11 protein-coding genes are annotated in these 21707 nt (G+C 68.7%); 3 read left to right on the top strand and 8 right to left on the bottom strand.

Annotation, left to right across the window (positions count from 1 at the left end):
• The first annotated feature begins 154 nt into the window (after window positions 1-154).
• Genes DXT68_RS02720 through DXT68_RS02710 form a run of 3 tightly spaced genes read left to right on the top strand, consistent with a single transcriptional unit; the run spans window position 155 to window position 3905 of the window.
• Window positions 155-1231, top strand: coding sequence for a polysaccharide pyruvyl transferase family protein (locus DXT68_RS02720; protein ID WP_045254899.1), 1077 nt, complete (start codon window positions 155-157; stop codon window positions 1229-1231).
• Entirely contained in the window at window positions 1228-2439 is a 1212-nt protein-coding gene (locus tag DXT68_RS02715; RefSeq protein WP_045254900.1) for a Coenzyme F420 hydrogenase/dehydrogenase, beta subunit C-terminal domain, read from the top strand. Before DXT68_RS02720 ends, DXT68_RS02715 begins: the two co-directional genes overlap by 4 nt.
• On the top strand, window positions 2439-3905 hold the full coding sequence (locus DXT68_RS02710; protein WP_045254901.1) for a lipopolysaccharide biosynthesis protein: 1467 nt from the start codon (window positions 2439-2441) through the stop codon (window positions 3903-3905). The genes DXT68_RS02715 and DXT68_RS02710 overlap by 1 nt, the downstream gene beginning before the upstream one ends.
• Here DXT68_RS02710 and DXT68_RS02705 read toward each other — a convergent pair.
• The 8 genes from DXT68_RS02705 to DXT68_RS02670 form a co-directional block, all read right to left on the bottom strand.
• A complete protein-coding gene (locus DXT68_RS02705; protein WP_045254902.1) occupies window positions 3833-5131 on the bottom strand; it encodes a hypothetical protein in 1299 nt (432 codons plus the stop codon). The genes DXT68_RS02710 and DXT68_RS02705 overlap by 73 nt on opposite strands.
• Window positions 5132-5191: 60 nt before the next feature.
• Window positions 5192-9871 carry a PKD domain-containing protein gene (locus tag DXT68_RS02700; protein WP_052677798.1) on the bottom strand — a complete coding sequence of 1560 codons (4680 nt, stop codon included), beginning with the start codon at window positions 9869-9871 and terminating at the stop codon, window positions 5192-5194.
• A gap of 326 nt (window positions 9872-10197) precedes the next feature.
• Window positions 10198-14868 (bottom strand): PKD domain-containing protein, encoded by a 4671-nt coding sequence (locus tag DXT68_RS02695; RefSeq protein WP_082068991.1) that lies wholly within the window; start codon window positions 14866-14868, stop codon window positions 10198-10200.
• Window positions 14868-15413, bottom strand: coding sequence for a hypothetical protein (locus DXT68_RS02690; RefSeq protein ID WP_052677799.1), 546 nt, complete (start codon window positions 15411-15413; stop codon window positions 14868-14870). The genes DXT68_RS02695 and DXT68_RS02690 overlap by 1 nt, the downstream gene beginning before the upstream one ends.
• Before the next feature lie 256 nt (window positions 15414-15669).
• The gene (locus DXT68_RS02685; protein ID WP_156149305.1) at window positions 15670-19068 is read right to left on the bottom strand and encodes a PKD domain-containing protein; all 3399 of its coding nucleotides are present in this window, start codon (window positions 19066-19068) and stop codon (window positions 15670-15672) included.
• Window positions 19069-19409: 341 nt separating this feature from the next.
• A complete protein-coding gene (locus DXT68_RS02680) occupies window positions 19410-20039 on the bottom strand; it encodes an arsenate reductase/protein-tyrosine-phosphatase family protein (RefSeq protein WP_162829099.1) in 630 nt (209 codons plus the stop codon).
• Window positions 20036-20941 (bottom strand): glycosyltransferase family 2 protein, encoded by a 906-nt coding sequence (locus DXT68_RS02675; RefSeq protein ID WP_045254903.1) that lies wholly within the window; start codon window positions 20939-20941, stop codon window positions 20036-20038. The genes DXT68_RS02680 and DXT68_RS02675 overlap by 4 nt, the downstream gene beginning before the upstream one ends.
• 4 nt (window positions 20942-20945) lie before the next feature.
• Window positions 20946-21680: a CDP-alcohol phosphatidyltransferase family protein gene (locus DXT68_RS02670; protein WP_045254904.1), complete on the bottom strand. Its 735-nt coding sequence runs from the start codon at window positions 21678-21680 to the stop codon at window positions 20946-20948.
• Between the last annotated feature and the right edge of the window lie 27 nt (window positions 21681-21707).

Raw genomic sequence — 21707 nt, 5'->3', positions numbered from 1 at the left:
AAGGGAGGGCGTGATGCTAGGATGAGGCTGCTCAGCCGTATCCTCGAACGACGCGCTGGGCATTCATCTGGGGAGATGTGCGGTCATCTGGACCGCGTCTGAAGGGCAGCGGCTCGATCGTGTACGGGGCACGACGGAGTCGAGGGGGTTTCACGTGCGCGTTCTCATTGCTTGGGCGAACGATTCCAGCGTCAATCTCGGGGTCCGCGCGCTCGCGCGCGGTTCCGAAGACCTGGTCAGATCGGTCTGGCCCGATGCGGAATTCACCTATCTCAACTACGGCCGACGGCAGCCGGAGGTCCCGTGGACTCCGCGCGCCCTGGTGCGCGAGCGGGTCACCGGTCGTCTCGGTATGCAGCGCTGGCTCAGCGGCTTCGATCTCGTCTGGGACACCCGCTCGGGCGACAGCTTCGCCGACATCTACGGCCTCACACGACACACTACGATGTCGCTGCTGCACGAGTTCGCGACCCAGGCGGGGGTCCCCTCCGTCATGGCACCGCAGACGATCGGCCCGTTCCACACCCGCCGCGGACGCGCGCTGGCCCGACGCAACCTGCGTCGCAGCAGCCTGGTCTTCGCCCGCGACATCGTCAGTGCGACAGCCTCGGCCGAGTTGGGACGTCCGGTCGCCGCCGTCACGAGCGACCTCGTGTTCGGCATCGACCAGCCGACGCCCTCGACGGTGAAGCGCGACGTGCTGCTGAACGTGTCCGGTCTGCTCTGGAACGAGAATCCGCATGTCGACGCCGCCCGCTACCGCGAAGCAATCCGCCGCATCATCGACGAGCTGCTGACGTCGGGCCGGTCGGTCACGATCTTCCCGCACGTGCTCGACTCGCAGAGCCACGACAACGACGTGCCCGTGAGCCGCGACCTCGCCGACGAGTACGACGCACGGGTCGACCTGGTCGTCCCCGCCGACCTCGAGGATGCGCGGTCGATCATCGCGGCGAGCGCGCTCGTGATCGGGGCGCGCATGCACGCGTGCCTCAATGCGCTCTCGACCGGCACCCCCGCGATCGCCATGGCCTACTCCCGCAAGTTCGCACCGCTGATGGATGCCGTCGGATGGACCAGGGTCGTCTCGATCACCGAGAGCGGCGACTGGGCGGGCCAGGTTCTCGCGCACGCCGCGGCACCCGACCTGCGCAGCGGCGCAGAGGACGCACGCGACAAGGGTCGCGCTCTGCTCGAGCCCCTGGTGGCCGGCCTGAAGCAGTCGCTGTGACCGCGCTGCAGGAGCGCATCGCCGACGTGCTCGATCGCGACGCGTGCTCCGGCTGCGGACTGTGCCCCCGCCTCGACCCCGGCGTGACCATGCGCCTCGACGACCGCGGCTACCTGCGGCCCGTCCAGGAAGGAGCGTCGACGCCGATCGACGGAGCGGTCGATGTCTTCGACCGCTCGTGCCCAGGCATGCGCATCACCGCTCCGGCTGCGCCCGAAGGAGCCGAGCACGATCCACTGCTCGGACCGAACGTCGGTCTCTGGCAGGCCTGGGCGACCGACGACGAGATCCGTCGTGCGGGCAGCAGCGGTGGTGCGCTGACCGCGCTGCACACCTGGCTGCTCGCCACGGGGCGCGCCGCCCGCATCACCGGCGCCGCCGCAGAACGCACCTCGCCGCGACGCACGGTGCCGGTGACGATCACGACGCGGGAGCAGGCCCTCGCTGCCGCGGGCTCGCGCTACGCCCCCGTCGGCGCGCTCGAGAACCCCGATGCCTTCCGCAGCGACAGCGCGGTGGCGGCCAAACCCTGCGAGGTGGCGGCGCTCCGCGCGTCGGCACCGCAGCTGGTCGACGGAGAAGCTCCGTTGCTGCTCTCGTTCTTCTGCGCAGGCACACCGAGCCAGCACGCGACCGAATCGCTGCTCACGGAGCTCGGCATCTCGGCCGAGCAGCGTGTCGACGCACTCCGTTATCGCGGCAACGGATGGCCGGGCCGCTTCACCGCGCGCAGCGGCGAGCTCGAGGTCTCCGCCGACTACGACGAGTCCTGGGGCAGAGTCCTCGGTCCTACCACTCAGTGGCGCTGCAAGATATGCCCGGACGGCGTCGGACAGGCCGCCGACATCGTGTGCGCCGACTCCTGGGAGACCGACGATCGCGGGTATCCGACCTTCGCCGAAGGAGACGGCTTCAGCGCACTCGTCGCCCGCACCCCGCGAGGGCGGGAGGTGATCCTCGCCGCGATCGACGCCGGCGTGATCGCCGTGCGACCGCTCCAGGGTGCGCACCTGCGTGACGCCCAACCATTGCAGACGGCCCGACGCCGGTTTCTCTTCGCGCGGCTCCTCGGCTCTCGTCTCGCCGGCCGCCGTCCTCCCCGCTACCGCGGTTTCGCCCTGATCCGACTGACCGCGGCCGCGCCGCGCGAAGCCATCAGGGTGCTGCGCGGAACGTTCCGCCGGGTCCGTGCGGCGCAGAGGCGCTGATGGCCTCCTCTCTCGCGCACTCCGCAGCCCGCGGCGCGTACTTCACCCTCGCCGCACAGGCAGCGAGAATCCTCCTGCAGCTGCTGTCGGTCGTCGTCCTCGCGCGGATACTGTCTCCGCACGACTACGGACTCCTGGCGATCGTCCTGGTCGTCGTCGGGCTCGGCGAGATCTTCCGCGACTTCGGACTCACCTCGGCATCCATCCAGGCACCCGAGCTGTCCACGGGCCAGCGCGACAACCTATTCTGGATCAACGCCGCGATCGGGGTGCTGCTCACAGCGATCATGTACTCGCTGTCGTGGGCCATCGGCGCCGTCACCGGCGAGCCGGATCTCGTGGGCATCTCGCAATGGCTCGCGTTGACCTTCCTGCTCAACGGACTCGCCACCCAGCACAGAGCCAACCTGATGCGCGACCTCAAACTGCGACCGCTCGCGGTCATCGACGTCGCATCGTCGGCCATCGCCCTCGCGGTCGCGATCATCGCCGCGGTGGCCGGCATGGGGTACTGGGCGCTGGTGATCCAGCAGCTCGTGACCGGAGCGATCCTGCTCGTCGGCGTCGTCGCGGCCGGGCGCTGGTGGCCGCGCCGGTACTCCCGCGCGCACCCGGTCAAGCAGCTCGTGAACTTCGGGTGGACCCTCGTGGCCACGAACCTGATCGGCTACGCCTCCCGTCAGATCGACACCGTGCTGATCAGCTTCCGGTTCGGGACCGCTCCCCTGGGGCTCTACAACCGCGCCTTCCAGCTGATCATGACGCCGCTGACCCAGGTGCGCTCACCGCTCCAGTCCGTCGCGCTTCCCGTGTTGTCGCGCGTGCAGCAGGATCAGCCCCGATTCGAGGCGTACGTCACCGCAGCACAGCTCGCGCTGGGATTCCTTTTCGGCATCCCGGTCGCGATCGTGGCGGGCCTCGCCGAACCGGCCGTCGACATCATGCTCGGCAGTCGATGGGCGGAGGCGGCACCGATGCTGCGCATGTTCGCGATCGCCGGCATCCTGACCACCGTCTCCTTCGTGGGGTACTGGGTGTATCTCGCGCGCGGTCTGGGCGCCGACCTGCTGCGCTACTCGATTGTCACAGCCCTCATCAAGGTGGTCTGCGTCGTGATCGGTTCCTTCTTCGGGGTCCTGGGTGTCGCGATCGCCTTCGCGGTGCACCCCGCCATCGCCTGGCCCATCTCGCTCGCGTGGCTCTCGCGGATCACGCCGATGCCGCGCCGACAGCTGTACCAGGGTGCGGGGCGGATCATCGCGGTCTCCGCAGCCGCCGGTCTCGCAGCCTGGGGCGTCGCTCAGGCTCTCGCGGCGACGGACGCCTGGGTGCAGCTCGGCGTCGGGCTCGCGGCGGGCCTCGCAGTCTCCGCCGTCGCTCTGACGATCCCCGTCTACCGGCGTGATGCGAAGACGCTGGCGTCGTTCGTGCGGCTCATGCTGAAGAGAGACGGCCGCTCCGACTGATCGGCAGCCGCATCGGCGTCGTGCCCCCGCTGCGCCCAGGCGACCGCGAGGCCGGCGAGGAACCACAGGTACGAACCCGCCTGGGTGATCAGCGCGACGGCGAAGATCGCCGGCAGCTGCGACGCCACCGCGATCGAGGGCGGTGACACCGTGGCGCGGCGGAGGATGTAGGTCGCGGCGAGCACGAGAACGGCGACCAGGAGCAGAGACGGGATCCAGCCGAACCGCAGCGCGAAGACGAGGAACGCGTTGTCGACCGACTTCGCGTAGGCGCCGAGGTACTCGCCCCCGACGGTGAGTCCGCTCCAATCGCCCGCGCTGCCGAACAGCTGCACCTGGGAGACCAACGAGAACAGTCCGGACCGGTAGTCGGCACTGCCGCCCGCCTCGTCGCCCGCCTCGAGGAACACCTCGCCGAGGAACGGGATGATGACGAGCATCGCGACCACCGCGAGCACGGCGACCGACCAGCGCATGGCTTTGGCGAGTCCGGGGAGGAGCAGGACGGAGAGCACGACGCTGAAGGCGAGCGTGAGGATGCCGATACGGCTGATGGTGGTCACCGTCGCGGCGGTGATCAGGCCGAGCGCGACCAGCCGCACGGCCACAGGCCAGCGAGCCGCGACGACGAAGACCGAGGACATCGCGAACGCGGCGCCCATCGCGATCGAGTGGCCCCAGGCGCCCTCCACCCGCAAGCGATCAGCACGAACCTGCAACGGTCCCCAGGTGGCGTAGAGGTCTGCGCCCATGGCGGGCAGCGAGACGAAGAAGTTCGTCCCGCTCGCGAACTCCACGAGGCCGAGCACCGCTGCCGCCGTCACGACGGCGGCGATGACCGCCGTGACGAACGAGCGCGTCACACGCGCGAGCACCAGTCGTCCCCAGACGTACGGCAGGACCCACTCGAGCAGCGCGATCACGGTCGCCGACAGTCCGGTCATCTTCAACGCGAACTGGGTGGCCGCCATCAACGCGAACACCGCCATCAGCAGGTCGATCCCGTTGAGCCGGATGTCGGAGATGTTGGTCACCACCGCCACGAGGGTGAGCAGGGTGATCGCCGACCAGAAGAACCCGACGTTGACGCCGATCCACACGGGAACGAAGAACAGCACGAGAGCCCAGACCACGAAAGTGAGGCGCGGGCTGGCTCGGAACAGCAGGATGCCGATCACGCCCGCGCCGGCGGCGATCGCCGCGAGCAGGATGGTGCTCCCGTTCACGGCGATCGGCGCTTCGACTGTATGGACATCAGCACGAGCCTATGGCACGTGCCATGGGAATCACCCGTTGTCTGTGACCCGGAAATTGTCCACCTTCACGACGACCGGGCCGGTGGCGGAACTCGTACGATTCGCGTGCGCGCCGACGGCGCCGGCCGCGTCGATCCCCGTGGTGTCGACGAACGATGTCTGCCACGCGGCGGGCTCGGCGGTTCCCTGCTTCCACAGCTTCGCCGAGATCGTCGTCGAGGCTCCACCCGCCACGTCGACCTTCAGAGTGAAGGCGTCGCCGGCACCGCGGGTGATGCCCGGAACCACGTATGTGGAGAGCACCGCGGATCCCTGCTGGGTCACGATCGAGACGGTGCCGTTGGCATTCAGCCAGGCCCGCACCAGATAGTTGTCCGTCGCACTCGATCGAGCGATCAGCCCGACGTACGCCTGCCCCGTCGACGGCGCGGCATCCGCACTGAAGTCCATGGACATCGTGACGTTCTTCGCCGACACCGAGTTGAGCAGCATGTTGCGCGTGCTGCCTGCGGCGAGCGTGAGCACACCGGTGCCGTCCGCCACGGATGCCGCGGAGGCCGCACCGCCGGCGAGCGTCCACGCCCCGCCGACACCTGCCGTGGACCAGCCACCGGTCGCCGTCCGTGCGAAGTCGTCGCTGGCGACGACAGCGCCGGGCTGCGGTTCCACGGGCGGTGACGTCGCGACCACCTGGCGCGTGGCGGTTCCGGTGGCGCCATCGTCGTCCGTGACCGTCAGGGTGACGGTGTACGTGCCCGCTGCGGCATACGTGTGCGTCGCGGCCGCCCCGGTGCCCGCGGGGGTGCCGTCTCCCCAGTTCCAGGAGTGTCCGACGACGGTGCCGTCGCTGTCAGACGAGGTCGACCCATCCACCGCGACACCGAGGTTCGTCACCGTGCTGGTGAATGCCGCCGTCGGCGCCACGTTCGGCACGGGCCCGACCGGCGCCTTGAGGTCGGTGACCCGCAGCGAGTCGAACGAGAAGACCGCGGTCGATGTCGCGCTGCCGGCGCGGTTCGCATGCACGCTCGTCCAGCCACTGCCCTGCAGGCTCGCGGTCGCATCGGTCGTCGAGAGCTGCCAGTCGGCGGGCTCCGCGGTGCCGTCCTTCCAGGTCTTCGCCTGGATGGTGGTCGGCGACGCACCCGAGACCTTGACCGAGAGGCGGAACACATCGCCCGCCGCCCACGTGGTCGTCAGCGCCTTGGAGACCAGGACGGTGCTGTCGCGCTGGATCACCAGCCACAGCTTGCCGTCGTTGCGCATCCACACACGAGTGAGGTACTCGGACGACGCCGACTTGCGCGCACTCACCCCCACATAGGAGCCGCCGGTGGCGGGTCCCTGATCAGACGAGTACATCAGCGTCGTGAGAGTGTCGGCGAGCGACGTGCTCTGCAGGGCCACATTGCGCGTCTGCCCCGCAGCGAGCGTCAGCTTCGCCGCGCCACCGGAGACGGATGCCGCGGATGCGGCCCCGTTCATCACGGTGTAGGCGCCGCCGAGCTCGGCGGATCCCCATCCGGAGGCAGTGGTGCGCTCGAAGTCATCCCTGATCGCGAAGGCCTGATCGGCCACCGTGACGGCGCGAGTGGCCGTGGCGGTCGCGCCGACGCTGTCGGTCAACGTGAGGGTGATCGTGAAGTCGCCGGCGGTCGCGTACACGTGCGAGGCGGTGCCGCCGCTGCCCGCGGGGCTGCCGTCTCCCCAGTTCCACGAGTACGCCAGTGTCGCGGCATCCGATGCGGTCGACGCCGCTCCATCGACCGAGACCGTGAGCGCGTTGGCCGTGGCCGTGAAGCTCGCCACCGGCGCCGCGTGGGTCACGATGACGTTCGCGGTCTTGGTCGCCTGCCCGCCGCGATCGTCGGTCACCGTCAGCGTCACCGCGTACGTGCCCGGCGCTGCATAGGCGTGCGTCGCCGTGGCGCCCGTGCCCGCCGCGGAGCCGTCGCCCCAGTTCCAGGAATACGCCGCGATCGTGCCGTCGGAGTCGACCGACGTCGTGCCGTTCACCGACGCGGTGAGACCGGAGGCCGTCGACGTGAAGTCCGCGGTAGGCAGAGCGTTGGGGCCGGTGACGGTGACCGGGTGGCTGACCGTGCCGGTGAGGCCGCGGCTGTCGGTGACGTTCAGCACGACGTCGTACGTGCCGGAGGCGCTGTAGACGTGGGTCGGGGTCGCCCCTGTTCCGGTATGGCCGTCGCCGAAGTCCCACGAGTAGCCGGTGAGCGTCTGCCCCGCATCGACCGTGCTGGCGGTCGCGTCGAACGCCACCGTCAGGTTCGTCGGGGTCGCATCGAACGCGGCCGTCGGGGCATGGATGCCGGCTCCCACCGCGTAGTGCGTGGCGACCTGAGCCGCACTCAGAGCGCTCGGGTAGACCGCGAACTCGTCGACGGTGCCGTCGAACTCCCAGCGCGCCGGGCCGTCGGGCCAGCCACCGAGGCTGTCTCCGCCCACCCGCCAATAGCCGTTGTAGCCTTGCGCATCGGTGACCGCGGCATCCTGCGCGACGAGCACGCCGTCGACGTAGAGCTCCATGCCGGCCGAGCCCAACGATGCCACCGCGTGGTGCCATCTGCCGTCGTTGTACGACGTGGTCGAGCTCACGGTGCGGACCGCCCCGGGGTACACCCCGAACGTGAGTCGGCCGTTGTTCTGCATATACAGATGGCGGTCGTAACTGCCCGAGAAGCTCGTCTGCTGATCACCGAAGCCGAAGATCTTGCCACCGTTGTCGGTGGTCGTCTTGAACCACGTCTCGGCCGAGAAGTCGGTCGGTCCACTGACAGCCGCCCCCGAGGAGATGAGCCCCGAGGTGGTGCCGTCGAGCTTCGACGCCGTCGTGCCCGTTGCTCCCTCGACGGCTCCGGGGGAGGCCACGCTCACACCGCTGCCGTACGACGGGGATGCCCCGCCTGCCCAGTTGGTCGTGGTGCTGCCGAGCGGATAGTAGAGCTGGGCTCCGTCATCGAGCACGGCGTTGGCGTAGTCCGACGTCACGCCGCTGGTAGCGGTGGCCGTGACGGGCTGACTGGTCGTCGCGTTGCCGTTCCCGTCGACCGCTCGCACCGTATAGGTGTAGGTCGCCCCAGGAGTGACCGTCTTGTCGGTGAGAGAGGCCTGCGCCGTGCTCCACCATCCGGACGACACGACCTTCTGGTCGATCACGCCGGCCGTACCGGTGCGCAGAAGCTGGTAGGTGAGGTCGCGGTCATCCCGATCCCAGTTCACGGGGATCGATACTCGCACGCGTCCTGGCGAAGCGGTGGTCGCGGTCGGGGCGCTCCAACTCGCGCCGGTGAGCCGTGGCCCCTGTTTCGCGCCGCCGCTCGGCGTGGTCGAGAATCGCACGATGCCCTGATAGCGCTGTCCGTTCACGCTCGTGAACTCGCCGGCCACGGAGATGTAGTCGCCCGCACCGGTGATCGAGAGGCCGGCCTGGCCGAGCCCCGATGCCGTTCCGACGGTGAAGTCGGGGTACCAGGCGTACGCGGACGGGGAGGGCGTGCCGCTCCAGTCCTTGTAGATGGAGCCGACCGACGCCGAACGGCTCAGGGTTCCCTCCGCCGTCGTGGTGAAGGCCTCCATGTAGCGGTACTGACGCACCGACTGCTCTGGCCAGAGACTCACGGTCTCGCACTGATGGGTGTGGCTCGTGGCGTACACGACCTTGCCCGTGGAGTACACGCCGTAGTGGTCTCCGTGGCAGTCGGCCACCCAGCGGATGGCACCGCTTCCGGCATCCGCGGCGAAGACACCCTCGAGGTTTCCCGTCGCGACATCGGCGAAGACCCACCCGGTGCCGTAGACGCCGGTGGCGTCGGTGGAGAGGGCGAAGATGCCGGCCTTTCCGGATGTCGCGCCGTTCATGACGGTGCTGTTCGCCTGCCACCCGGTGTTCACGATGCCCGAGACCGGGTCGATGGCCGAGAGGCCGCGTTGCGTGGCGAGGCCGTTGACCATCGAGAACCGTCCGCCCGCGATGACCTGCGAGCCGTCAGGGTCGGTGACGAGTGCGTCGACCTGCAGATCGGACGTCGGAGCCCAGCTCCGCAGCGCCCCGTTCGACGTCGCGAACGCGGCGAAGTTCTTGCGCGCGGTTCCGTTGGCCTGAGTGAAGTTGCCGGCGACGTAGACCGAGTCGCCGAGCAGCGTGATGCCGAATACACCGACACCTCCGACCGACGGGGCGAAGCCTGCGATCAGCTGCCCCGTCTGCGCGTCGAGCGCGGCGAAGTTGAACCGCGCCGTGCCGTTGACCTGAGTGAACGACCCTCCGATGTAGATGCGCGAACCGTCGTTCGAGCGCGCGATCGACTTGATCACGCCATTGACCGTGGGGGCGAAGGGAAGGAGGTTACCGGTCGCGATGTCGTACGCGAGGATGTTGCTGCGGGGAGTCAGGCTCGTACCGGGAGACGCGAGCGCGGCCCGGGCGTTCGAGAAGCTGCCCGCCGCATACACGGTGTTGCCCACCGTCGTCTGGGCCCAGACATACCCGGAGTCGATCTGCACCGTCGGCAGGGCGTCAGCCGTCGCGACGTCGGCGGTTCGCTGGAGGAAGGGCGCCTTGGCGGCCGGGACGGCAGCGGATGCCGCGACAGGAGCGACCAGCGCTGCACTGAACACGAGGACGACGCCGACGATCGCGGCGAATGCCGCGCGCCAGCGTGGGGACCTGCGACTCACAACCTGAATGCTCATCAGGTGACCTTTCCAAAGTTTGCTGCCGCGGACTCCCCGACGGCATGACTGACGGAGGCTGTGGCGGAAAGGCCAGACGCAGAGATTGCAGGCTGCGCCGAGATGCTTTCTCGACGCATGCACCGATGACTGTTCACGTGATCCCCAGTTCCCCAATACTGCGATCACTCCCCCAGTGGCCGCAGCAATATACTACCTCTCCCCACGCGCTGCGTCGAGAGCTTTTTTGCCTGATCCGAGCGTATTTCGCGCGCGAAAACGGTCACGTCGCGCGGACGGTGTCCGCGCAACGTGACCGCCTCTCGGCCGCGGGATCCGCTTCGGCGTCAGCCGTTGTCGAGCACCCGGAAGTTGTCGACGGCGATGACCGCCGGAGCAGTCGCCGAGCTCACCCGGTTGCCGTGCACTCCGACAGCGCCCGCGGCGTCGATTCCGGTGGTGTCGACGAACGAGGTCTGCCAGGTGGCAGGCTCTGCCGTGCCCTGACGCCACAGCTTCGCCGAGATCGTCGTGGACGCTCCGCCGGAGACATCGACCTTGAGCGTGAAGGCATCGCCGGCACCGCGAGTGATTCCCGGAACCACAGACGACGAGAGCACCGCGGATCCCTGCTGGATCACGATCGACACCGTACCGTTGGCGTTCAGCCACGCGCGCACCAGATAATTGTCCGTCGCGCTCGACCGGGCGATCAGGCCGACGTAGGCCGCCCCCGTGGACGGCGCCGCATCGACGCTGAAGTCAGCCGACATCGTGACGTTCTTCACCGATGACGCGTTCAGGAGCATGTTGCGCGTTCCGCCCGCCGCGAGAGTGAGCCTGCCGACGCCGTCCGCCACCGATGCGGCCGACGCCGCGCCTCCTGCGAGAGTCCACGCCCCTCCCAGGTCGGAGGATCCCCACCCCGATGTCGCGGTGCGCGCGAACGCGTCACGAGCAATGGCCGGGTCGACGACCGGCGGGTCCGTGGCGACGACCTGATGGGTGACCGCACTCGAGGCGCCATCGTCGTCCGTGATGGTCAGGGTGACGTCATAGGTGCCTGCCGCCGCGTAGGCGTGGGTCGCAGTCGCCCCCGTGCCCGCGGCTGTGCCGTCTCCCCAGTTCCAGGAGTATCCGGCGACCGCGCCATCGCTGTCCGTCGACGTGGAACCGTCCACCGCGACATCGCGGTTCGACACGGTGCTGGTGAACACCGCTGTCGGGGCCACGTTCGGCGGCGGCGCCTTGAGGTCGGTGACCCGCAGCGAGTCGAACGAGAAGACCGCGGTCGAGGTCGCCGTGGAGCCGCGAGAAGCGTGCACGCTGCTCCACCCCGCACCCTGGAGGTCGGTCGTCGCATCGGTCACGGTCAGCTGCCAGTCGGTCGGTTCGATCGCACCGTCCTTCCAGGTCTTGACCTGGATGGTCGTCGGCGACGCGCCACTGACGTTCACCGCGAGACGGAACACGTCTCCTGCGGCCCACGTCGTGGTGAGCGCCTGCGTGGCGATGACGGTGCTGCCGCGCTGGACGGTGAGCCACAGCTTGCCGTCGGTGCGCATCCAGACGCGGGCCAGATACTCATTCGTCGCAGATTTGCGAGCGCTCACTCCGACATAGGAGCCGCCGGTGGTGGGCGCCTGATCGAGCGAATACGAGAGTGTCGTGAGCGTGTCGGCGAGTGCCGTGCCCTGCAGAGCCAGGTTGCGGGTCTGGCCGGTCGCGAGCGTCAGCAGTCCGCGCCCACCCGACACGGATGCCGCCGCTGCCGAGCCGTTCATCACGGAGTAGGCGCCGCCGGTCTCCGCCGAACCCCACCCCGAGGCCGAGGAGCGATCGAAGTCGTCACGGATCGCAAACGGCTTGTCGGCCACGGTCGCGGTGCGCGCCGTCGTAGCGGTCGCTCCGAGGCTGTCTGTGACCGTGAGGGTGACCGTGTAGTTTCCGGCCGCGGCGTAGTGGTGCGATGCGGTCACGCCGCTGCCCGCTGCAGAGGAGTCCCCCCAGTTCCAGGAGTACGTCAGGGTCGCGGCATCCGATGCGGTCGACGCCGAGGCGTTCACGTTCACATCGAGCACGTTGGTGCTCGCCTCGAACGCTGCCACCGGTGCTGCGTGGGTCACGACGACATCGGCCGTCGTGGTCGCCTGCCCGCCGCGGTCATCGGTCGCCGTGAGCGTCACGGTGTAGGTTCCGGCGGCGCCGTACAGGTGGCTGGCGGTGACTCCGCTGCCCGCCGCGGTGCCGTCGCCCCAGTTCCAGGAATATCCGGTGATCGTGCCGTCGGCGTCGGTCGACGTCATGCCGTTCACCGCGGCGGTGAGGCCGGAGGCGGTCGAGGTGAAGGCTGCCGTCGGAACGACGTTCGGGGCGAGGGCGGTGACCTGCTGCGTCGATACGCCGATGATGCCTCGACTGTCCGTCGCGGTGAGAGTGACGGTGTAGGTACCCGACGCGGCGTACTCATGCACGGGCGTCGCACCGGTGGCGGATTGGCCGTCGCCGAAGTTCCACGAGTACCCGACGATGCTCTGGCCGGTGTCGGCGATCGCCGTGCCGGTGAAGGCCACCGAGAGATCGGTCGCGGCGCTCGTGAACGACGCCGTCGGAGCCTTGAACCCCATGCCGGTCGCGTAGTGCTGCGCGACCTGCGCCGCGCTCAGGGCGTCGGGATACACGGCGAACTCGTCGATGCCGCCCGCGAAGGAGGCCGATGTCGGAGCGTTGGGCCAGCCACTCAGGCTGTCGTATCCCACCCGCCAATATCCGAGGTAGTTGTCCTGCGCAGAGACGACCGAGGCGTCCTGCGCGACGACCTTCCCGTCGACGTAGAGCACCATCCCGCCCGGGCTCAGCGTCGAGACGACATGATGCCACTTGTTGTCGTTGTACGACCCCGTCGTGGTCACGGTCTTGGTCGAACCGGGGTACACCCCGTACGTCAGGCGCCCGTTGTTCAGCATGTAGACGTTGCGATCGTTGGTTCCGGAACCGCTGGTCTGGGCGCTGCCGTAGCCGAAGATCTTCCCGCCCCTGGTGGTGCTGGTCTTGAACCAGGCCTCAGCGGCGTAATTGTCGTCGCCCTTCGCCGACGCGGCCGACGACACACGCCCGGAGGTCGATCCGCTGAAGGTGGAGGCGCTGGCACCCGTGGTGCCCTGCACGGCCCCCGGCGAGGTGTTGCTCACGCCACTGCCGACGACCGGATTCGCCCCGCCCGCCCAGTTGCCCCCGAGGCTGCCGAGCGGGTAGTACAGCTCGGCACGGTCGCCGAGAACCATGTTCGCGTAGTCGGAGCCGGTGCCGCCGGCCGCGGTCACCGAGACCGGCTGACTCGACGCGGAGTTTCCATCGGAATCGACGGCTCTGACGGTATAGGTGTAGTTCGTGCCGGGCACGGCCGTCGCGTCGTTGAGCACGACAGCACCGGTCTGCCACCACACGGACTGCGTGGTCACCTGGTCGATCGGCGCGGCGGAGTCGGAGCGGATCAGCTGGTAGGTGAGATCGCGGTTGTCGCGGTCCCAGTTGGTCGTCGTCGTCACTCGCACACGGCCGGACTGGGTCGACGTCGCCGTCGGAGCCGTCCAGTCCGTGCCGGACAGGCGCGGGCCCTGCTTGGCGCCGCCCGCGGGCTTGGTCGAGAAACGCACGATGCCCTGGAACTGCTTGTTGTTGACGCTGGTGAACTCGCCCGCCACAGCGACGTAGTCGCCCGCACCGGTGATCGAGAGCCCGGCCTGGCCGAGACCGGTCGCGGTTCCGACCGTGTAGTCGGGTGTCACCGCATACGCGGAAGGCGACGGAGTGCCGTTCCAGTCGGCGTAGGTGGAACCCGCCGTGAGGCTGCGCGTGAGCGATCCCTCGGCTGTCGCCGTGAACGCGAGCATGTAGCGCCACGTGCGCGTGCTCTGCTCGGGCCACAGATTGGCCGTCTCGCACGCGTGGGTGTGGCTCGTGGTGTAGACGACCTTGCCGGTCGAGTAGACGCCGTAGTTGTCGCCGTGGCAGTCGGCGACCCAGCGGATCGCTCCGCTGCCTGCCTCGGCCGCGAACGCGCCTTCGAGGTTGCCGGATGCCGCGTTCGCGAACACCCAACCGGTTCCGTAGACACCTGTCTGGTCGACCGAGAGTCCGAAGATGCCGGTCTTGCCCGCATAGCTCGAGCCCAGCGCAGCGCCGTTCTTCACGGTGTTGGGCGCGGCCCACCCGGTGTCGATGCCGCCCGTCGTCGGGTCGAGAGCGACGAGGCCCCGCTGGACGGCACTGTTGATCAGGTAGAAGCGGCCTCCGGCGATCACGCGCTGTCCGCCGGGTTCCATCACCAGCGCATCGACCTGCTGGTCGGAGGTCGGAGCCCACTCGCGCAGCGCGCCGTTGGAGGTCGCGAAGGCAGCGAAGTTCTTGCGTGCGACGGTGTTCGCCTGGGTGAAGTTGCCCGCGACGTAGACCGAGTCGGCGCTCACCGCGATGCCGTAGACGCCCGCACCTCCGACAGACGGGGCGACGCCGGCGATCAGCTGCCCGGTCTGCGCGTCGAGCGCGGCGAAGTTGTAGCGTGCGGTGCCGTTGACCTGAGTGAACGAGCCGCCGATGTAGATGCGCGTGCCGTCGGGAGACGCCGCGACTGCTTTGATCACACCGTTGACGGCCGGGGCGAAGCCCTGCAGCTCACCGGTGGTGATGTCATATGCCAATATATTGTTACGAGGCGTGAGACTCGTCCCCGCGGCAGCGAGCGAAGCCCGAGCATTCGAGAAACTCCCCGCGGCGTAGACGATGTTTCCGATGGTGGCCTGAGCCCACACGTATCCCGAATCGATCTGCACCGTCGGCAACGGGTCGGATGTGATCACATCGGCCGTGCGCTCGAGCAGCGGGGCCTTGGCCGCGGGCACGGCTGCGGACGCGCCGAGCGGAACGGCGACGATGGCGGCCGAGGCGAGCGCGAGACAGACCGCGAGACCGAGGGTCGCGCGCAGACGGGAACGGGAGGATCCCCCGCGAACGCCCATCAGGAGATCTTCCCGGTGAAGATCGCGACGGGTTCGCCTGCCGCGTAGTTGACCGACACCGACACGTCACGGCCTGCGGCTGATCCGAGCATGAAGACGTAGCGTCCGGTGGCGCTCTTTCCCGGCTCGAGCGAACCGGCCAAGGGAGCAGGGTCGCCGGCAGTGGTTCCGATGCCGACCTCGCCGTCTTGCGCGTCGAGGGTGACGACGGCCGAGTCGAGGCTCTGCGTGTCGGCGGTGCCGTTGTCGGCCGCCACCGTGACGACCACGGCGGATCCGGAGACCTCGCCCGGCGTCTGCGCCTCGACGTCGATGACCTCCACCTTCTCGATCTTCACGGAGATGCCCGTGTCGAAGGCGACGGCCTCACCGATCGTCGCCTCCTGCGTCGGAAGCGGCGCCGCAGTCTGCGGACCCTCTCCGGCATCCGGCGCAGCGGTCGCGTCGGGCGGCAGAATCTGAGTCGCACTCGGCGACGGTGCGGGCGATGGCGACGCCGCGGCACTGCCCGACTCGGCAGGCGCGCAGGCGGCGAGGGTGAGCATCGTCGCGATGACGACGGCTCCCCCGAGAGTTTTTGACAGCGCCGAATGTCCATCTCGACGCGCGCACCAATGAAGGTTCACGTTTCCCCAGTTTCCCCAAAAAAGCGACATCCCCTGAAGTCGCCTGAAATGCGGCTTCCCAAGCCGCACAGGGGCACTCTACTCGACCTTGCCGTCGCTTGTCGAGAGGCAATCTCGTGCTCGTGCTCCGGAGGCGCAGCAGCCCGTTCCGCTTCTGCGCCCCCGCACCAGGGACTCAGCCGTTGTCGATGACGCGGAACGCGTCGACGGAGACGACGCCCGTGCCCGAGGCCGAAGCCGCGCGACTGCCGTGCACGCCGACCGCCCCCGCGCTGTCGATGCCGTTGGCGTCGGTGAACGACGTCTGCCAGTCGGCCGGCTCCGGCGAGCCCTTCTTCCAGAGCTTCGCCGAGATCTTCGTCGACGCATCACCCGACACATCCACCTTCAGGGTGAACGCGTCGCCTGCGCCCCTCGTGATGCCCGGAACCTGATAGCTGGAGAGCACGGTCGTCCCTCGCTGGATGACGATCGACACTCTCCCGTTGGCGTTGAGCCACGCGCGGGTCGTGTAGTTTCCGGACGCACTCGACCTCGCGATGAGACCGGCGTACGTGGAACCCTGCGCGGGCGGGGTGTCGAGGCTGAAGTCCATCGACATCGTCACGTTCTTCGCCGACACCGCGTTCACCGTCAGGTTGCGCGTGCTCCCTGCGCCGAGCGTCAGCGTGCCGGCTCCGCCGGAGACGGCCGCCGCCGAGGCCGCGCCGCCCGCCAGAGTCCAGGCTCCGCCGATGTCGGCGGCACCCCACCCGGACGTCGCCGTGCGCTCGAAGGCGTCCTCGGCGAGCGCTGCCGCTGCTGCCACCGTCACATCGGCGGCCTTCGTCGCAGCGCCACCGCGGTCATCCGTGATGGTGAGCGTGATCCGATAGGTACCGGCCGCCGCGTAGGTGTGCGTCGCCGCTGCTCCGCTCCCTGCCGCCGTGCCGTCGCCCCACTCCCACGAATACGCCGCGATCGTGCCGTCGGCATCCGTCGATCCGGCGGCGTCGACCGACGCGGTCAGCTCGGAGACCGACGACGCGAAGTCCGCCACGGGAGCGACGTTGGGTGCCGTGACGACAGCCTGCTTCTTCACGGTTCCGGTGAGTCCTCGACTGTCGGTCACCGTGAGGGTCACGGTATAGGTCCCGGCTGCGGTGTAGGTGTGCGTGGCCGTCGGCAGCCCGGTCCCTGTCGAGCCGTCACCGAAGTCCCACGCGGCGCTGACGATCTTCTGCCCGGCGTCCACGAAGGTCGCCTCCCCGGTGAAGGTCATATCCGGACCGGGGCTCGATGTCGACCACGACGCGACCGGAGCCTTGTACCCCTTGCCCGCGGCGTAGTGCCGCATGACCTGATCGGCATTAAGCGCCGAGGGGTACGCGGCGAACTCATCGATGCTGCCCGAGAACGCGTCGGACGCGGGGGCTGAGGGCCAGGAAGAGAGGCGTCCGTCCCAGCCGAGACGCCAGAAGCCGTTGTAGCTCTTCTGCGCCGCCGTCATGGATTCGTCCGCTGCCGCGGCTTTGCCATCGACGTAGATCGTCGTCCCCCGGGGACTCATGGTCGCGACGACATGATGCCATTGACCGTCGTTGTACGCCGAGGTGGTGGCGACAGACCTGACGGGGCTCCCCGCGTACGGATACACGCCGAACCGCAGCCGCCCGTCGTTCTGCATGTAGAGATCACGGTCGTTGCTGGCGGAGCTCCCCGTCTGCGACGAACCGGCCCCGAAGATCTTCCCGCCCTGACGAGTGGTCGTCTTGAACCAGACCTCTGCCGAGAAGTTGTCGTCGAGAGCCACCGCCGCGGCGGAGGAGACGCGCCCGTCCGGCGTCCCGTTGAAGACCGATCCTGCGGGTGTCGCTCCCCCCACCGCACCGGAGGCGGTCACCGTGACACCCGGCCCGACGTTGAGGGCGCCGGCGCTGACGTAGTCGGTCCTGGCATTGCCGAGCGGGAAGTACGCATCCGCGCCGTCTCGCCGCACGACCTTCGAATAACCGGCGATGTCGGCTCCCGAGGCCGTCGTGTTCACGGGCAGGCTCACGGCGGAGTTGCCGTCGGCGTCCACCGCTTTCACCGTGTAGGTGTACGTCGCTCCCGCCACCGCGGTCGGGTCTTCCAACGTCACCGTGCCCTTGTCCCACCAGAGCGAGGTGGCGACGGTCTGCGACACGGGCTGCGTCTGGTCGCTACGCATCAGCTGATACGTGAGGTCGCGATTGTCCCGATCCCAGTTCGTCTCGATCGTCACGCGCACGGGGACATCCGATGCCACCTGGGGCGTCGCCCAGGCGGCGTCCTTCCGATAGGGGCCCTGCGCTGCGCCGCCGTCCGGCTTCGTCGAGAAGCGCACGATCCCCTGGAAGCGCCTGTTGTTGACGCTCGTGAATTCCCCGGCGACGGCGATGAAGTCGCCGGAACCGGTGATCGAGAGCCCGGCCTGGCCGAGACCGGTCGCCGTGCCGACAGCGAAGTCAGGCGTGACGGCGTAGGCCGAGGGCGACGGCGTTCCACCCCAGTCGCTGTACGTGCCGTTGGTGAACTGACTCGAAGCGAGCGTTCCTTCCGCCGTGGCGGTGAAAGCGGAGAAGTAGCGCCAGGTGCGCTGCTTCTGCTCGGGCCAGAGGTTGGCGCTCTCGCACGTGTGGGTGTGATTGGTCGTGTACACCGTCTTTCCGGTGGAGTAGACCCCGTAGCTGTCTCCGTGGCAGTCGGCGACCCAGCGGATCGCGCCGCTGCCCACCTCTGCAGCGAATGCGCCTTCGAGGTTGCCACGGGTCGCTGCCGTATCGCCCATCGACCATCCCGTGCCGTATACCGCGGTGGCATCGGCCGTGAGACCGAAGATGCCGGAGTAGCCGTTGCGGTTCACCGCCGCGGGTGTGGAGTTCTTCACGGTCTTCGGCGCCGCCCAGGAGGCGTCCGTGCCTCCGCTGACCGGATCCAACGCGACGAGGCCTCGCTGAATCGCGCCGTTGACGCTGTCGAACCGCCCACCGGCGATCACGCGCGCGGCACCGGGCTCGACGATCATCGAGTCGACCTGCCGGTCGCTGGTGGGCGCCCAGGGAAGCAGCGCCCCGTTCTTGGTCGAGAAGGCCGCGAAGTTCTTGCGAGCCACCGTGTTGGCCTGGGTGAAGAGACCGCCGACGTAGACGGCGTCGGCCGTCGCCGCGACAGCGTAGACGCCGGTGCCGCCGACGGCAGGAGCGAAGCCGGGCACGAGTGCGCCGGTGCGCGCATCGAGCGCGGCGAAGTTGTGGCGCGATGCTCCATTGACCTGTGTGAACGTGCCGCCGATGTAGATCCGACTGCCGTCAGGAGAGGCCGCGACCGCCTTGATGAGGCCGTTCACCTGCGGCGCGAACGGCAGCAGGGCGCCGGTGGTGATGTCGAACGCCAGGATGTTGCTTCGCGGCGTCAGGTTCGTTCCCGGATCGGCGAGAGCCGCGCGGGCATTCGAGAAGCTGCCACCGGCATAGACGGTCGTGCCGACGGTGGCCTGCGACCAGACGTACCCGCTGTCGATCTGCACGGTGGGCAACGGATCGGAGGTCACGACATCGGAAGTGCGCTCCAACAGGGGCGCCTTCGTCTGAGGGACGGCAGCGGACCCGGATGCAGGGAACGCGACGATGGCGGAGGACGCCAGGACGACGCCGATGAGAAACGCGAGTCCGGACCGCTTCCGTCCCGAGCTCTTGCTCTCGGTACCCCCCGACGGTGTGATCCCGCCTGACGGCGGTGACGTCATGTGTGTGCGCGCGCGCCGATTGATCCCCAAAGGTTCCCCCAGTTTTTCCCCAGAATGCGATTCCCCACGAATCGCCTTGGTCACCGTAACCGGCATCCGTTCGTCGATTCATGAATTCACCCGGAATATCACCAAGTGATCGCCGGGGTCACACTCGAACTCGACGGTCAGCGCCGGTCGCCCGCCAAGAAGGGCAGCGTCGGATCCGCGGTCATCGCGCCCACCAGCTGTGAGACCGCCTTCTCGACCTGTGCGACAGCCTCGACATGGGCGTGGTGCCCGCCGGTGTGCCCGTCCGCGATGTCGAACGGATGCGATGCCCGTCGCCAGCGAGACCCGCGCGTCGTCGGAAGCGACTGGAGGCCCCTCCGCGAATCCAGGTGCGCGGTGAAGTCACGCACCAGGTCATCGCCGGCAGCTCCCGTCGAGGGGATGAACCCGGACGCCGACGACACGGCTTCCCGAAGCGTGAAGACGCGACGCCGCGCACTCGGAACCAGGGATACGACCGAGGCGCGCGTGCTGATCGTCGCCGTGAGGATGAGGTCGGCCTCCTCGATCGCCGCGACATCCAACTGTGCGGACTGGTGCTTGCGTGCGCGCGACCTCCACGCCTCATCGTCACGGAGATCCTCGACGAGTCGACAGGCGGAGTGCGCAGGCAGCGCCTGCGCACCGCGGCTCTGCACCTGTATCCCCGCCGCAGCGAGGTGCCGCGAGAACTGCTCCGTGAGCAGGAGCTCGGCGGCGACCGAGCGGCACACGTTCGCGTCGCAGACGGTGAGGATGCCGCTCATCGCGCCTCCGCCTTCCCGCGACTCACGCGGTACCCGTCGCGGATTCCGCGCGCATAGGCACGCCATGGCGCCGCAGACAGCAGTTGACGCCGCCCTCCCTGAAGGAGGATGCCGTAGCCGACGCGCAGCGACGATCGGCGCCAGCGACGGACGTCGCTCCGATTCAGGTGCTTGCGGGCGTACAGCATCCGGTTTCGGATGTTGAAGTAGTAGTACGTCGACGACTTCGCACGATCGCTGGCCACGCCGTCGTGAGTGCCGCCCTCGTCGTGCACGACGATCGCATCGCTCAGGATCAGCGAGCCCCCGGCGTCGAGCACCCGGTGCGAGAGATCGATGTCCTCCCAGTACAGGAAGTAGTCCTCGTCGAGGCCCCCGAGTCGCTGCCAGACGTCGGCGGACAGCGCGAAGCATGCACCCGTCGCCCACTCGCGTCGAGGCCTGCCCTCGTGCCGGGCCCTGGCCGCCCGCCCGGCCGTGGTGCCGTCGTCGAGGTACAGGTCGGCTCCCGCGAACCAGGTCGCGCCCGCGCCGGTGACGATACGAGGCGATACGAGATCACGCGTGCCGTGCGCGGCGTCGACGAGCGTCTGCAGGTCGGCGATCGCGATGCTCGCATCCGGATTGAGCGGCACGATCACCTCGGCCCCGAGCTCGAGGGCCCGTGCCGCTCCGGCATTGGTCCCTCCCCCGTACCCGAGGTTCTCGTCGAGCAGCACGCACTCGGCGCCGAGTTCGCCGGCCACGATGCGGACGGCCTCGCGTTCGGCGGTCGAGCTGAAGCTGTCGACGATGATGAGGCGGCCCTGCGGCGGAAGCGCGAGGCCTCCGAAATTCTCGGCGATCAGCGCACTGGAACCGTAGTTGACCGTGACGACCGCGAACGACGGCGAGACGGCCACGATCTCAGCCGACCTCGCGGTCGAGGGCGCTGATCTCACGGAACCACTTCGCCGCGGCGAGCGCGAGGAAGAGTGCGTTGATCAGGGCGAGCACCGCGTAGACGGCGAGGAAGCCGGCGGTCCACCCCCAGAGGGCGAACACGAGGCACAGCACGCCGAAGTCCGTCGGCAGCAGGATCATCGACCGGAGGAAGGTCCCGCCTCCGCGGGAGTGCGTCGACTGCACGCCCTTCTTCTGCTTCAGCAGGTCGTTGAGCAGCATGCCGAAGAAGGTCACGACGTCGACGACCGAGAAGGCGAGAGGGATGAGCAGCCACGGCGTGCCGGCCAACGGCGTGTGCAGGTGCAGGGCGAGCAGGACGACGAGATGCAGCGAGGCGATCTTGAGGGCGTCGACGAAGTGGTCCAGCCACTCTCCGGCGAGGCTGCCCCCGCCGCGCAGCCGCGCGATCTGACCGTCGGCAGAATCCCAGGCGTAGCCGAGTGCGAGCAGCAGCGCGACGAGGATCCCCGTCCACCAGGCCGCCGGAAGGATGAGCAGCAGCGCGAGGGCGGAGAACGTGTGCAGGGCGCTGATCACGGTCGCCTGGTTCGGCGTGATGCCGACGCGGAAGGCGAAGGCCGCGAGCATCCGCCCGATGCGACGGTTCACGTAGACCGAGTATCCGGGCGCTCCGCGCGCATGCCCCTTCTGCGCCGCTGAGAGCTGCCGATATGCGGCAGCGAAGGATACGGACATGTCGACTCCCCTAGGTCACGACCTCTC

Origin of the sequence: Microbacterium foliorum (genome assembly GCF_003367705.1) — a bacterium.
Lineage (GTDB): Bacteria > Actinomycetota > Actinomycetes > Actinomycetales > Microbacteriaceae > Microbacterium > Microbacterium foliorum.
The sequence above is the reverse complement of the archived record's forward strand: the minus strand, read 5'-3'. Positions and strand labels throughout refer to the sequence as shown.

Bases quoted from the DNA above. Each gene is read 5' to 3' on its own strand.
- DXT68_RS02710 (WP_045254901.1), top strand. From the start codon at position 2,439: ATGGCCTCCTCTCTCGCGCACTCCGCAGCCCGCGGCGCGTACTTCACC.
- DXT68_RS02700 (WP_052677798.1), bottom strand. From the start codon at position 9,871: ATGAGCATTCAGGTTGTGAGTCGCAGGTCCCCACGCTGGCGCGCGGCA.
- DXT68_RS02695 (WP_082068991.1), bottom strand. From the start codon at position 14,868: ATGGGCGTTCGCGGGGGATCCTCCCGTTCCCGTCTGCGCGCGACCCTC.
- DXT68_RS02690 (WP_052677799.1), bottom strand. From the start codon at position 15,413: ATGCTCACCCTCGCCGCCTGCGCGCCTGCCGAGTCGGGCAGTGCCGCG.
- DXT68_RS02680 (WP_162829099.1), bottom strand. From the start codon at position 20,039: ATGAGCGGCATCCTCACCGTCTGCGACGCGAACGTGTGCCGCTCGGTC.
- DXT68_RS02670 (WP_045254904.1), bottom strand. From the start codon at position 21,680: ATGTCCGTATCCTTCGCTGCCGCATATCGGCAGCTCTCAGCGGCGCAG.